This window comes from Enterobacter sp. 5-4 (assembly GCF_000612205.1).
Taxonomy (GTDB): Bacteria; Pseudomonadota; Gammaproteobacteria; order Enterobacterales; family Enterobacteriaceae; genus Enterobacter; species Enterobacter roggenkampii.
The window spans coordinates 1-13,695 of record NZ_JFHW01000017.1; the positions used below are offsets into that span (position 1 = coordinate 1).

Below are 13,695 nucleotides of genomic sequence, written 5' to 3' on the forward strand. Positions count from 1 at the left end.
TGTACGAGTACCTCATGAAACGTGAACTTGCTATCGAGTTTTCCCGCGTCACCGAAGCGGCTGCCCTTGCAGGCTATAAGTGGCTGGGTCGTGGTGACAAAAATACCGCAGACGGCGCAGCCGTCCATGCCATGCGCATTGTGCTTAACCAGGTCAACATCGACGGCACCATCGTGATCGGCGAAGGTGAGATCGACGAAGCGCCAATGCTCTACATCGGTGAAAAAGTCGGTACCGGCAAAGGTGATGCCGTGGATATCGCCGTCGACCCGATCGAAGGTACGCGCATGACCGCAATGGGTCAGGCCAACGCCCTGGCGGTGCTGGCCGTGGGCGATAAGGGCTGCTTCCTCAACGCGCCGGATATGTACATGGAAAAGCTGATTGTCGGTCCTGGTGCGAAAGGCGCAATCGATCTTAGCCTGCCGCTGGAAGAGAACCTGCGTAACGTCGCCAGCGCGCTGAACAAACCGCTGAGCGAACTCACCGTCACCATTCTGGCCAAACCGCGCCACGACGCCACCATCGCGCAGATGCAAAAGCTCGGCGTGCGCGTGTTTGCCATTCCGGATGGTGACGTTGCCGCCTCGATCCTGACCTGCATGCCGGACAGCGAAGTAGACGTGCTGTACGGCATCGGCGGCGCGCCGGAAGGCGTAGTCTCTGCGGCAGTGATCCGCGCGCTGGACGGCGATATGCAGGCTCGTCTGCTGCCCCGCCACGAGGTGAAAGGCGACAGCGAAGAGAACCGCCGTATCGGGGAAAACGAGCTGGCACGTTGCGAAGCGATGGGCATCGAGGCCAACAAAGTGCTGGCGCTGCATGATATGGCCCGTAGCGATAACGTGGTCTTCTCGGCGACAGGTATCACCAAAGGCGATCTGCTGGACGGCATCAGCCGCAAGGGCAATATGGCCACCACTGAAACGCTGCTGATCCGCGGAAAATCACGCACCATTCGCCGCATCCAGTCTATCCACTATCTCGACCGCAAAGACCCGGACGTACAGACGCACATTCTGTAAAACCGTTTGATCGATAGAGCTTTCCGGCCCAAATGGGCTGGAAATCTCCCCGTTAAGTACGGAAGATAGAACAGAGAAACAGCACAGGAGAAGATCATGGCGGACTGGGTAACAGGTAAAGTCACAAAGGTACAGTTCTGGACCGATGCGCTATTTAGTCTCACCCTGCATGCTCCCGTCCACCCGTTTAAAGCCGGGCAATTTGCGAAGCTGGGGCTGGATGTCGACGGCGAGCGCGTGCAGCGCGCCTACTCTTACGTTAACGCGCCTGATAACCCGGCTCTCGAGTTCTATCTGGTCACCGTACCTGACGGTAAACTCAGCCCGCGCCTTGCCGCCCTCAAGCCCGGCGACGAGGTGCAAATCGTGAGTGAAGCAGCAGGCTTCTTTGTGCTCGAAGAGATCCCGGATTGTGACACGCTCTGGATGCTGGCAACCGGTACGGCCATCGGCCCTTATCTCTCTATTTTGCAGTACGGCAAAGACCTGGAGCGTTTTAAAAACATCGTGCTGGTTCACGCTGCGCGCTACGCCGCAGACCTGAGCTACCTGCCGCAGATGCAGGCGCTGGAACAGCAGTACGGCGGAAAGTTAAAGATTCAGACGGTGGTCAGCCGCGAAACCGTAGCAGGAACGCTGACCGGTCGCGTGCCGGCGTTAATTGAGAATGGTGCCCTGGAAGAGGCGGTGGGTTTACCGATGACGGCTGAAACCAGCCACGTCATGCTGTGTGGCAACCCGCAGATGGTACGCGACACGCAGCAGCTTCTGAAGGATACCCGGCAGATGACGAAACATCTTCGCCGCCGACCGGGCCATATGACCGCCGAACACTACTGGTGATCAGCGGTATTTCACCTCAACGGTGTCTTTACCGTATTTGTTTTCGCTCTGGGTGCCAATAAACGCGCCCAGATCGACAATCATCATCACGAAGATGACCGACGGCAGCAGCCTGCCCACCACCCACGGCAGGATGGATGGAAGCATCGCCCAGTTTCCCGCCACCAGCATCCACGCCAGAATAATCAGAAATGCCCACGCGCCGGAACGACCGCGATCGTGCAGGCGTTTCACCACGACAGCCGCCGTTGGCCAGAGCAGGCAGACCAGCGCGAAGGCCGCCGTTTGCGTGCTCAGCCACGCGTTATAGGCGACGAAAAACAGAAGCAGCATGGCGACAACCCACGTCACCATCCAGATCCAGAAATCACGGCGTCCAATACGCCCTTTGAATGAAAACAGCCACTGCTGTATGGTCATGTAAGGTTCCTTATTATCGTTTAGCCCGCATTTTACCCTGGAGTTGTGACCTTTTGACAAGCCGACCAGATATCGTTTTAATCATGAGCACTTACGGCCAGGGGCAATGTTGATGAAAAGTTCGGCACATTCTCTATTCCTGTGTTTAGCGCTGCTCAGCGCGGGTTTTACCCTGCACGCCGCCGAAACCACAGCCCCGACCACAGCACCGTACCTGCTGGCGGGCGCACCGTCGTTCGATCAGTCCATCAGCCAGTTTCGTGAAGCCTTCAATCAGGCCAATCCCACGCTGCAACTGGATGAGTTTCGTGCCATTGATGGCCCCCGCGACACGCCTACCCTGACCCGTGCGGCAAGCAAGATTAACGAGAATTTGTATGCCTCCACGGCGCTGGAGCGCGGGACGTTAAAAATCAAAAGCATGCAAATCACCTGGCTGCCAATACAGGGCCCAGAGCAGAAAGCCGCGAAGGCGAAAGCGCTGGAGTACATGAGCGCGGTCCTGCAGGCGTTTACCCCTGCGCTGACGAAAAAGCAAAGCCAGCAAAAGCTGCAAAAACTCCTCACCGCCGGTAAAAATAAGCGTTACTACGCCGATACCGAAGGCGCGATCCGCTATGTGGTGGCGGACAACGGCGAAAAAGGACTGACCTTCGCTGTTGAACCGATTAAGCTGGCACTATCTGACACTCTCGGCGGGGCGAATTAATGACAAAAAGCAAAGCCTTTCGAGGGAAAATCTCTATACTGATTCACAGACCATGCTGCCCGACAGGGTGGCCATATTCCTTAATTCGCTTATTGAGCGTGGAGAATTGAAATGCGACATCCTTTAGTGATGGGTAACTGGAAACTGAACGGCAGCCGCCACATGGTAAACGAACTGGTTGCGAACCTGCGTAAAGAGCTGGCTGGCGTGACCGGCTGCGCGGTTGCTATCGCTCCGCCGGATATGTACCTGGATCTGGCTAAACGTGCCGCTGACGGCAGCCACATCATTCTGGGCGCGCAGAACGTTGACGTTAACCTGTCTGGCGCGTTCACCGGTGAAACGTCCGCTGAAATGCTGAAAGATATCGGCGCGAAATACATCATCATCGGCCACTCCGAGCGTCGCACCTATCACAAAGAATCCGACGAGTTCATCGCGAAGAAATTCGCCGTGCTGAAAGAGCAGGGTCTGATCCCGGTTCTGTGCATCGGTGAAACCGAAGCAGAAAACGAAGCGGGCAAAACTGAAGAAGTGTGCGCACGTCAGATCGACGCAGTGCTGAAAACGCAGGGCGCAGCAGCGTTCGAAGGCGCGGTTATCGCTTACGAGCCAGTCTGGGCGATCGGTACCGGCAAATCAGCCACCCCTGCGCAGGCTCAGGCGGTTCACAAATTCATCCGTGACCACATTGCGAAAGCTGACGCCAAAGTGGCTGAGCAAGTGATCATCCAGTACGGTGGTTCCGTTAACGCGTCTAACGCTGCTGAGCTGTTCACCCAGCCAGACATCGATGGCGCGCTGGTTGGCGGTGCATCCCTGAAAGCGGACGCTTTCGCGGTGATCGTTAAAGCGGCAGAAGCGGCTAAACAGGCGTAATTGCCTTTGTGGCGGGTGGCGCTTCGCTAACCCGCCCTACGGTTCTGTAGGCCCGGTAAGCGTCAGCGCCACCGGGCTTTTTTACAGCCGTCCCAGCAGGCTAAACCACAGATAATCCAGCGGCAGCAGCACCAGATACGTTGCCACCGCCAGCGCCAGACAGAGCACCATCCCCGCCCTGGCAGGCACTTTTCCTAACCCCATCGCCACCACGATCGGCGACGCCTGATACGGCAGCAGCGGCGTAGAATAGCCCAGCACCTGAATCATGATCACCGACAGCAGCGGGAAGCCGGTCGCATCCGAGAAGCTCTGCGCCAGGGTGGTATACAGCGCCGGAACGCCGTTAGCGGTCATGATGAAGTTGAGTGCGGTGGTAATACCGGTCAGCGCCAGGAAGCTGGTGAACGGTCGGTCTGCATCGAGCGGCATAATACGGAGCAACGCCTCGCCCACCGCCGTGCCGATACCGGTTTGCGTCACGACGATCGCCAGCCCCAGAATACCGGCAACGTAGATGCAGGTGCGCATATTCACACCGGCAGAAAACTCCTCCCCGGTGATAAAACCGATGCGCGGCAGCATAACGATGACCGACGCCGCCAGCCCGGTCCAGGCGGGCCCCACGCCGTGCCAGCTCTCCGTCACCCACATCCCCAGCACTATCGCCAGCAGCCAGGCAAGACGCTTTTCATCCCGGTCCATGGGTTCAGACGGCGCCTGTTCCTTCGGCGGTTTCGGGCTACCGGGAAAAAGCCAGCAGATCAGGCCAATCAGGATCAGGCCTTTGAGAATGCCCAGCACCGGCGTGTGCAGCAGCAGATACGGGACATAGTTCAGGTGGATGCCGTACGAACCTTCTGCCGCACCGCTCATCACCAGGTTAGGCACGTTAGCGGGCAGAATCGTCGCCGAAAGCTGGAACGTCCCGAACCCTACCGCCAGCGCCAGACCAAACCAGGCGCGGGAGCCGTCGGCGATACCGGCGCGTTTCGCCATTGCGGCGACAATCGGCATCAGCAGCGCGATACGTCCCATATTCGACGGCATCACAAACGCCAGCGCATAGCTCAGCAGCACCACGCTCGCTACCATCAACACCCAGGAGTCGGTGAGCTTTGCCGACAGCGCCCGGGCGGCCCGGTCTGCCAGACCGGTTTTACGGATCGCCACGCCGAGCACGAATCCGCTGAAGACCAGCCAGAAGGCCGACGAGGCAAAACCGCCGAAAATCACCTCCGGCGGGGCGATCTTCGCCGTCATTGCCACCGTGAAGAACAGCAGCGCGGTGATGAATTCCGGCAACAGCGACGTCGCCCAGAGCACAATAGTGACGCCAACGATCAGTGAAGGCAGCAGCAGAGGATACGTTGACCAGAGCGACATACCTGTCTCCTGTAGAATTTTTCAGCAAGTCTACGGCGACAGGCAGGGCGAGTAAACGCTATTTATGGTGGGGTCAATTCAGGATAGCGCATTGATGATCCTGCAGTTCCTCAGCAGACGCGCGGTTAAGCATCAGCAGGTTGCGCTCGGTTGCCAGCAGCACAAACGAACCATCTGACTGCTGCGCCATTGCCAGCGCGAAGCGCCCCATATGGTCGCGCGCTTCCGGCAGCTCTTCAGCCAGCATCATGAACGGGCTGCGCTGCACCAGTTCATTCTCCGTCACCCGACGAGCAAGATACTCATGCCCTTCCAGGCCGCCAGGAAGGGGCAGCCACTGGGTGCTGATGTCTCCCTGTGCCGCGTTCAGCTTCTCGCGCACGTCCGGGCGCAGGCAGGAGATATGAATGTGAAAATGGTTTTGCGTGCGCCCTGTCGGCGAGTTAATCGTCAGTGAAATGGCGCTGTCGGGCACCTCGCTTCCACGCTTCAGGGTCATAAAGCTTCGCGACTGCCAGGCCAGCCAGAAAAAGTTCGGCGTATGCGCTTCGGTCAACAGCGGGCTTTCGGTGCCGTTGATGCGATATGTCGGCATCAGCAGGTATTGCAGCGGCCCGTTGCGGTCTTTAAAGACTACATAGCCTGCGTCAGGCTTCACCTGCGCACACGGTGCCGGGTTACGGTGTTGCAGTTGATTCGGCAGGCACTGGTCGAGAACGATATGTCGCAACGCATTCGGATTACCCGCTTTCATCCAGTACCAGCCGCCAGCGGCAAGGGCGATGACAATGAGGATCAATAAGATAATTTTTTTCACAACGCGTTCCCTGTTTTCAATAGAGGCAAAAGAGTAACGCAAAATGATGACCAAATAAAAAACCCGGCGGATTTCTCACGCCGGGTCACCGTGTCGTTTATTTATGTTCAGCGCTGGCTAATCTGGTCAAAGGTGCCGCCGTTAGAGAAGTGCTCTTTCTGCGCTTTCGTCCAGCCACCGAAAACATCATCAATTGTGAAGAGCTTCAGTTTCGGGAATTCGCCGTCATATTTCTTCGCCACAGCCGCATCGCGTGGACGATAGAAGTTCTTCGCTGCAATCTCCTGACCTTCCGGCGAGTAGAGATACTTCAGGTAGGCTTCCGCCACCGCTTTGGTGTCTTTCTTCTCAACCACTTTATCGACCACGGAAACGGTCGGCTCAGCCAGAATAGATTCGCTTGGAGTCACGATCTCAAACTTATCTTTACCCAGTTCGTTGGTCGCCAGCAGGGCTTCGTTTTCCCACGCAATCAGCACGTCACCAATGCCGCGCTCCACGAAGGTGTTGGTTGCACCGCGCGCGCCGGAGTCCAGCACTTCGACGTTTTTGTACAGCGCTTTCACGAATTCCTGGGCTTTAGCCTGGTCACCGTTGTTGTGGTGCAGTGCATAGCCCCAGGCGGCCAGATAGTTCCAGCGTGCGCCGCCGGAGCTTTTCGGGTTAGGGGTAATAACTGACACGCCCGGCTTAATCAGGTCATTCCAGTCATGGATCTGTTTCGGGTTGCCTTTACGTACCAGGAAAACGATGGTCGAGGTGTAGGGCGCGGAGTTATCCGGCAGGCGTTTGATCCAGTTTTTGTCGATACGGCCACGCTCGGCGATCGCGTCAACATCGTAGGCCAGCGCCAGGGTCACCACGTCGGCTTCAATACCGTTGATGACGGAGGTCGCCTGCTTGCCAGAACCACCGTGAGACTGGCGAACCACGACATTGTCGCCGGTTTCCTGCTTCCAGTGTGCCGCAAACGCTTTGTTGTATTGTTCATACAGTTCACGCGTCGGGTCGTATGACACGTTCAGTAACTGGATATCCTTAGCCAGAACGCTGGTCGATGCCAGCAATAATGTTAAACCCACGCCCCATTTATTCATCGCCCAGCTCTCTTGTGTAGTGTTTTGATGAATGCAGCGTGCCAGAAAGCGAATCGAGGATTAAAGAATAAAAAAAGATTGGCTATAACGTAGTGGAATAATAAAGCGTGTACGCATAAAAAAGCCGGGTGGCGGCTACGCCTTACCCGGCACAAACCAAACGCCGATCAGTACAGTTTTTTCGCGCAGTCCAGCCAGTCACCTTTGAACGGACGCTTCATGTTTTCAATCGCGTCGATGATGTCATGGTGAACCAGTTTCTCGTTCTGAATACCGACGCAGCGGCCGCCGTGGCCCTGCAGCAGCAGTTCGATTGCGTACGCACCCATACGGGACGCCAGAATACGGTCGTACGGGCCAGGGGAACCGCCACGCTGGATGTGCCCCAGTACGGTCGCACGGGTTTCACGCTTGGTTTCGGTTTCGATGTACTTCGCCAGCTCGTCTACGTCACAGATGTGCTCGGTGATAGCCACGATCGCATGTTTTTTGCCTTTCGCGATGCCGGCTTTGATTTCAGCTACCAGATCTTCACGGCTGAATTCCACTTCCGGAACCACGACAAACTCACAGCCACCCGCAATTGCCGCAGCCAGGGTCAGGTCACCGCAGTAACGCCCCATCACTTCAACGATAGAGATACGCTGGTGGGAAGAAGAGGTGTCACGCAGGCGGTCAATCGCTTCCACAACGGTGCCCAGCGCGGTGAAGTAACCGATGGTGTAGTCGGTGCCTTTGATGTCGTTGTCGATAGTGCCCGGCAGGCCGATGCACGGGAAGCCCATTTCAGTCAGACGTTTTGCACCCATGTACGAGCCGTCACCGCCGATAACCACCAGGGCGTCCAGTCCACGTTTTTTCATGTTCTCGATAGCCACTTCACGAACGTGTTCATCACGGAATTCCGGGAAGCGCGCAGACCCAAGGAAGGTACCGCCACGGTTGATCATGTCAGACACGCTGTAACGGTCGAGCTGAACCATACGGTCTTCATACAGACCCAGGTAACCATCATAGATACCAAAAACTTCCAGACCTTCCGTCAGCGCCGCGCGGACAACCCCACGAATTGCCGCGTTCATGCCCGGCGCATCACCGCCGCTTGTCAACACACCGATTTTCTTAATCATGACTACCTCTGAACTTAGGAATGCAAAATTGAAATCTGTTGCCGGAAGAAACTTATCGACCAACGAATACTGCAAATAGTATATCAATCCCTTCCAGCTGAATTGATTCAGGTCAGACCAAATGGCGGTAATTTATACACAAAATGCTGGCCTGGCTCACTTTTTTACAACGAATTACGAAAGCCCAACATGTCCGGGTACAACCGAGCAGGGATCCTGGTGAATGATGACGTCTGAACCAGGAAAACGCTGCAAAATCGCCTGCTCGACCTGCTCAGCAATCACGTGAGCCTGAACCAGTGGCAGGTTGTCTTCCATTTCAATATGAATCTGAATAAAGCGGGTCGGCCCTGACTGCCGCGTTCGAAGATCGTGTGCACCGCTGACGCCGGGCCAGGCGGTCACGATAGAAAAAATTTCATTACGTTCTGAGTCCGGGAGGGCGCGGTCAAGCAGCGATTGCACTGCTTCATACCCCATCCGCAGGGCGCTATATAAAATATAGATACCAATCCCTAACGCAAACAACGCATCGGCCCGATGCCAGCCATACCAGGCCAGACCGAGCGCAATAAGAATAGCCCCATTCATCATAACATCAGATTGATAATGAAGCATATCCGCCCGTACGGCCTGACTTTGCGTTTTGCGTACCACCCAGCGCTGGAACGTTACCAGAACAAGTGTGCAAATAAGTGCAACGACCGTCACAACGACGCCGACGCCAGGATCGTTCATCGGCGTCGGCGAGACGAGATGCTGTATGCCGGTGAGAAACAGGAACAGCGCAGAACCGGATATGAACATGCTTTGCGCCAGCGCGGCCAGCGACTCCGCTTTACCGTGCCCAAAGGTGTGCTCTTCATCCGCTGGCTGCAGCGAGTAACGCACGACCAGCAGGTTGGTCAATGAGGCGGCAATGTCCATCAGCGAATCCACCAGCGCCGCCAGAATACTGACCGAGCCGGTATACCACCAGGCAAAGATTTTAATCAGTAACAGGCTGGATGCCATGACGGTCGCCGCGATGGCGGCCCGGCTGACCAGTCTTCCATAGGATTGATTCATAAACGCTCCTGTCATGTCATGCCGCTAGTATAACGGAAGCATGTGGAGTCGAAGGATGAATAAACGGTTAACAAACCAGAATGTGGGGCAAAAAAAACCCCCACATCATGTGGGGGAAGACAGGGATGGTGTCTATGGCAAGGAAAACAGGGTTTACTGGTTACTACGGGTACTGCTATTGCTACTGAAAAACGAGGTTTCTGAGCTTCGCTGCATCCGTGCAACCTCACGCAGTTGATCCATACGCTGCTGATGTTTGGTGTTCAAAACCGCTTGCTGCTCCGGCGTTAGCAGGTGGAACATCTGGTTGCGGACCTTCGCCATTTCAACCTGACGAGCAACCTGTTCCTGTGCCATTTTTTCGGCCTGAGCGCGCACAGCGCTTTCGTCAAAATTTTCTGCGGTGACAAGGCGATGCATTGTCTCCATTTCGCTAACATTAACAGGGGGCTGGTCGTGTCTCGCCCTCTGCATCAGATCTCGCATCTGTTGACGCTGATGTTCGGTTAAACTTATGCCGTCAAACATATGGCTTTGGCTGCTGTTCTGCGTTGCGCCCTCTTGTAAGGGACCGTTATCGCTGATGATAGCTACAGCAGCCTGGCTAAACGCACTGAACGCCAGCGTTGAGGCCATGACGGCAGCGGTAACTTTGCGCATCACTTGCTCCCAAAATCTTTCGTGTCGCGATTCAACGAGAGACAGTCTACGATTCAGGCTGCAAACATGCGTCAGGGGGTGTAAAACAACGTAAAGTCATGGATTAGACAGCCTTGATGTCGTAATTTCTGCCTCGGAGGTATTTAAACAATGAATAAAATCCTGTTAGTTGATGATGACCGAGAGCTCACATCCCTTTTAAAGGAGTTGCTCGACATGGAAGGTTTCAACGTCCTGGTTGCCCATGATGGCGAGCAGGCGCTGAGTCTCCTTGACGACAGCATCGATTTACTTTTGCTCGACGTGATGATGCCGAAGAAAAACGGCATTGATACGCTGAAAGAGCTTCGCCAGACACACCAGACTCCCGTTATCATGCTGACCGCGCGCGGCAGCGAACTCGACCGCGTACTCGGCCTTGAGCTGGGTGCGGATGACTATTTACCGAAGCCGTTTAACGACCGCGAACTGGTCGCCCGTATTCGCGCGATCCTGCGTCGTTCCCACTGGAGCGAGCAGCAGCAGAATACCGACAACAGCTCACCTACCCTTGAAGTCGACTCCCTGAGCCTGAATCCGGGCCGCCAGGAAGCGAGCTTTGATGGCCAGACGCTCGAACTCACCGGCACCGAGTTCACCCTGCTGTATCTGCTGGCACAGCACCTCGGCCAGGTGGTATCGCGTGAACATTTAAGTCAGGAAGTGCTGGGCAAGCGTCTTACCCCGTTTGACCGCGCCATCGACATGCACATCTCTAACCTGCGCCGTAAGCTGCCGGAGCGTAAAGACGGTCACCCATGGTTTAAAACCCTGCGTGGTCGCGGTTATCTGATGGTTTCCGCTTCATGATAGGAAGCTTAACCGCCCGCATCTTCGCCATCTTCTGGTTGACGCTGGCACTGGTTTTAATGCTCGTACTGATGTTGCCAAAACTCGACTCACGCCAGATGACGGAGCTGCTCGACAGCGAGCAACGTCAGGGCGTGATGATCGAGCAGCACGTGGAAGCCGAGCTGGCAAACGATCCGCCAAACGATTTGATGTGGTGGCGCAGGCTATTTCGCGCTATCGACAAGTGGGCGCCGCCCGGACAACGCCTGCTGCTGGTGACCAGCGAAGGCCGCGTGATTGGCGCCGATCGCAATGAAATGCAGATCATCCGCAACTTCATTGGCCAGGCAGATAATGCCGATCACCCCCAGAAGAAAAAATATGGCCGCGTAGAGATGGTGGGGCCGTTCTCCGTCAGAGATGGCGAGGATAACTATCAGCTCTACCTGATTCGCCCCGCGAGCAGCTCCCAGTCCGATTTTATCAACCTGCTGTTTGACCGCCCTCTCCTGCTGCTGATTGTCACGATGCTGGTCAGCTCGCCGCTGCTGTTATGGCTGGCGTGGAGCCTGGCAAAACCCGCACGTAAGCTGAAAAACGCCGCCGACGAAGTGGCGCAGGGCAACCTGAGGCAGCACCCGGAACTGGAGTCCGGACCGCAGGAGTTCCTGGCCGCCGGGACCAGTTTTAACCAGATGGTGAGCGCGCTCGATCGCATGATGACGGCCCAGCAGCGCCTGCTGTCGGATATCTCGCACGAGCTGCGTACCCCGCTCACGCGCTTACAGCTGGGTACCGCCCTGCTGCGTCGCCGCAGCGGTGAGAGCAAAGAGCTGGAGCGCATCGAAACCGAAGCGCATCGTCTGGACAGCATGATCAACGATCTGCTGGTCATGTCGCGCAATCAGCAGAAAAACGCGCTGGTGAGCGAAACGGTGAAAGCCAATCATCTGTGGCATGAAGTGCTGGATAACGCGGCGTTCGAAGCGGAGCAGATGGGCAAATCCTTCACCGTTAACTTCCCGCCGGGTCCATGGCCGCTGTACGGTAACCCCAACGCGCTGGAAAGCGCGCTGGAAAATATCGTGCGTAACGCCCTGCGCTACTCGCACACGAAGATTGAGGTGGCGTTCTCGGTGGATAAAGACGGGATCACCGTCATCGTCGACGACGACGGTCCTGGCGTCAGCCCGGAAGACCGCGAGCAGATCTTCCGTCCGTTCTACCGCACCGACGAGGCGCGCGACCGGGAATCGGGCGGTACGGGGCTGGGGCTGGCGATTGTGGAAACCGCCATGCAGCAGCATCGCGGCTGGGTGAAAGCCGACGACAGCCCGCTGGGTGGGCTGCGGTTAACGCTGTGGCTACCGTTGTATAAGCGTTCGTAGCTGTTAGTGCCGGGTGGCGGCTTCGCCTTACCCGGCCTACTTTTTACTGAGGTCTATTTACCCCACAACCTCCGCGAATTATCCTCGATCTTGCTGCTTAAACGCCGTTTCTGCATCGTTCTTGTCCAGCTGGTCGACAGCCCCGCCGCCGACAGCAGGCGATGATACTGCTCGTCATCAAACGGCATATGCCACGCAATGGCGCAGGCGTCGTAAACAGACACCTCACTCAGGCGTGATACCAGCTCAAGCGGCGCATCCGCTGAAACCTGCCCAGCCAGCACCACCCGGTACAGCCAGCCGGTTTTACCCGCGCTTTGCATCTGAGCCGACATGTCATGAATGCCGAAATGGTAGTTGAGCTTGAAGCACGGCGAGCGCGGCTGCGTCACCTGAATCAGGGCATCGCCCCAGCGGTAGATATCACCAATAAACACGTTCTTTTCGGTGAGCCCTTCAGTGGAGAGATTTTCACCAAACGCGGGAGCAACGAAGAGATCCGCCTGCTCCGGGAACTCTGCCTTCCAGTGCTGATAGTGCTCGCGCGGGTAGTGGCACAGCGCGCGCTCCGGCCCGCCGTGGATCTTCTTTTCGGCCTGCTCGTCACCCGCAAGCCCGAGGTCGGTTAACGTCAGCTCACCGTCGATCTGAATTTTGGCGATGGCGCTCGGGCGGCTGCCGTCGTACTCCCTTACCTTGCCTGTAAATACATTCACCGGATAATGCATCGCTGCCTCCATTACGCAGATACAAAAAAGCGAGCCATCAGACTCGCTTCTCACAGGCGTCAATGCAACCTTATTTTTTAGCGGCGAAACGCGCTGCTGCTTCGTCCCAGTTCACCACGTCCCAGAACGCTTTGATGTAGTCCGGGCGACGGTTCTGGAATTTCAGGTAGTAAGCGTGTTCCCACACGTCCAGACCCAGGATTGGGAAGCCGGATGCGCCAGAGATCGCTTCACCCATCAGCGGGGAGTCCTGGTTCGCGGTAGAAACCACGGCCAGTTTATCACCTTTCAGTACCAGCCACGCCCAGCCAGAGCCGAAGCGGGTTGCAGCGGCTTTCTCGAATTCCGCTTTGAAGTTGTCAACGGAACCGAAGTCGCGCTCGATAGCCGCTTTCAGGTCGCCCTGCAGGGTAGTACCGGTTTTCAGGCCTTTCCAGAACAGGCTGTGGTTAGCGTGACCGCCCGCGTTGTTGCGCAGCACGGTTTTCTTGTCCGCTGGCAGCTGGTCCAGCTTGGTGATCAGCTCTTCAACAGGCAGGTTAGCGAACTCAGGCAGGCTTTCCAGCGCGGCGTTCGCGTTGTTCACGTAGGTCTGGTGGTGTTTAGTGTGATGGATTTCCATCGTCTGCTTGTCGAAATGCGGTTCCAGTGCGTCGTAGGCATACGGCAGGGATGGCAGTGTATAACTCATAATCCTCTCCATTATTGTCGGGC

Annotated in this window: 15 protein-coding genes; 6 read left to right on the top strand and 9 right to left on the bottom strand. The window is 56.4% G+C overall.

Annotated elements, in window-relative coordinates:
• The first annotated feature begins 14 nt into the window (after positions 1 to 14).
• Complete coding sequence (gene glpX / locus AA74_RS0109925) at positions 15 to 1,025, top strand: class II fructose-bisphosphatase (protein ID WP_023293599.1); 1,011 nt, start codon at positions 15 to 17, stop codon at positions 1,023 to 1,025.
• Positions 1,026 to 1,121: 96 nt separating this feature from the next.
• Positions 1,122 to 1,868 (top strand): ferredoxin--NADP(+) reductase, encoded by a 747-nt coding sequence (gene fpr / locus AA74_RS0109930; RefSeq protein WP_025912301.1) that lies wholly within the window; start codon positions 1,122 to 1,124, stop codon positions 1,866 to 1,868.
• On the opposite strand, the gene AA74_RS0109935 is transcribed toward fpr, so the two are convergent.
• Complete coding sequence (locus tag AA74_RS0109935; RefSeq protein ID WP_023293600.1) at positions 1,869 to 2,288, bottom strand: DUF805 domain-containing protein; 420 nt, start codon at positions 2,286 to 2,288, stop codon at positions 1,869 to 1,871.
• A gap of 112 nt (positions 2,289 to 2,400) precedes the next feature.
• Between AA74_RS0109935 and AA74_RS0109940 the strand changes: the two genes are divergently transcribed.
• The gene (locus tag AA74_RS0109940; protein WP_008501812.1) at positions 2,401 to 2,997 is read left to right on the top strand and encodes a DUF1454 family protein; all 597 of its coding nucleotides are present in this window, start codon (positions 2,401 to 2,403) and stop codon (positions 2,995 to 2,997) included.
• Between the two features lie 111 nt (positions 2,998 to 3,108).
• Entirely contained in the window at positions 3,109 to 3,876 is a 768-nt protein-coding gene (gene tpiA, locus AA74_RS0109945; protein ID WP_003862019.1) for a triose-phosphate isomerase, read from the top strand.
• 81 nt (positions 3,877 to 3,957) lie between these two features.
• Here tpiA and AA74_RS0109950 read toward each other — a convergent pair whose 3' ends face one another.
• The 6 genes from AA74_RS0109950 to cpxP all read right to left on the bottom strand — a co-directional run bounded on the left by AA74_RS0109950 (position 3,958) and on the right by cpxP (position 10,034).
• Positions 3,958 to 5,262: an SLC13 family permease gene (locus tag AA74_RS0109950; RefSeq protein WP_025912302.1), complete on the bottom strand. Its 1,305-nt coding sequence runs from the start codon at positions 5,260 to 5,262 to the stop codon at positions 3,958 to 3,960.
• 73 nt (positions 5,263 to 5,335) lie between these two features.
• A complete protein-coding gene (locus tag AA74_RS0109955; RefSeq protein ID WP_025912303.1) occupies positions 5,336 to 6,079 on the bottom strand; it encodes a CDP-diacylglycerol diphosphatase in 744 nt (247 codons plus the stop codon).
• Positions 6,080 to 6,186: 107 nt separating this feature from the next.
• Positions 6,187 to 7,176: a sulfate ABC transporter substrate-binding protein gene (locus AA74_RS0109960; protein WP_021242803.1), complete on the bottom strand. Its 990-nt coding sequence runs from the start codon at positions 7,174 to 7,176 to the stop codon at positions 6,187 to 6,189.
• A 167-nt stretch (positions 7,177 to 7,343) separates the two neighbouring features.
• Positions 7,344 to 8,306, bottom strand: coding sequence for a 6-phosphofructokinase (gene pfkA / locus AA74_RS0109965; RefSeq protein WP_008501816.1), 963 nt, complete (start codon positions 8,304 to 8,306; stop codon positions 7,344 to 7,346).
• Between the two features lie 174 nt (positions 8,307 to 8,480).
• A complete protein-coding gene (gene fieF / locus AA74_RS0109970; protein WP_008501817.1) occupies positions 8,481 to 9,374 on the bottom strand; it encodes a CDF family cation-efflux transporter FieF in 894 nt (297 codons plus the stop codon).
• 153 nt (positions 9,375 to 9,527) lie between these two features.
• Positions 9,528 to 10,034 carry a cell-envelope stress modulator CpxP gene (gene cpxP, locus AA74_RS0109975; RefSeq protein ID WP_021242802.1) on the bottom strand — a complete coding sequence of 169 codons (507 nt, stop codon included), beginning with the start codon at positions 10,032 to 10,034 and terminating at the stop codon, positions 9,528 to 9,530.
• Positions 10,035 to 10,184: 150 nt separating this feature from the next.
• Here cpxP and cpxR point away from each other — a divergent pair, with 150 nt between their 5' ends.
• Both cpxR and cpxA read left to right on the top strand, forming a co-directional pair.
• Positions 10,185 to 10,883, top strand: coding sequence for an envelope stress response regulator transcription factor CpxR (gene cpxR, locus AA74_RS0109980; RefSeq protein ID WP_006179159.1), 699 nt, complete (start codon positions 10,185 to 10,187; stop codon positions 10,881 to 10,883).
• A complete protein-coding gene (cpxA, locus tag AA74_RS0109985; RefSeq protein WP_003862003.1) occupies positions 10,880 to 12,253 on the top strand; it encodes an envelope stress sensor histidine kinase CpxA in 1,374 nt (457 codons plus the stop codon). The genes cpxR and cpxA overlap by 4 nt, the downstream gene beginning before the upstream one ends.
• Before the next feature lie 53 nt (positions 12,254 to 12,306).
• Here the strand turns inward: cpxA and yiiM are convergent, their stop codons facing one another.
• A complete protein-coding gene (yiiM, locus tag AA74_RS0109990; protein WP_025912304.1) occupies positions 12,307 to 12,981 on the bottom strand; it encodes a 6-hydroxyaminopurine reductase in 675 nt (224 codons plus the stop codon).
• A 70-nt stretch (positions 12,982 to 13,051) separates the two neighbouring features.
• Positions 13,052 to 13,672, bottom strand: coding sequence for a superoxide dismutase [Mn] (gene sodA / locus AA74_RS0109995; RefSeq protein WP_003861999.1), 621 nt, complete (start codon positions 13,670 to 13,672; stop codon positions 13,052 to 13,054).
• Positions 13,673 to 13,695: the final 23 nt, after the last annotated feature.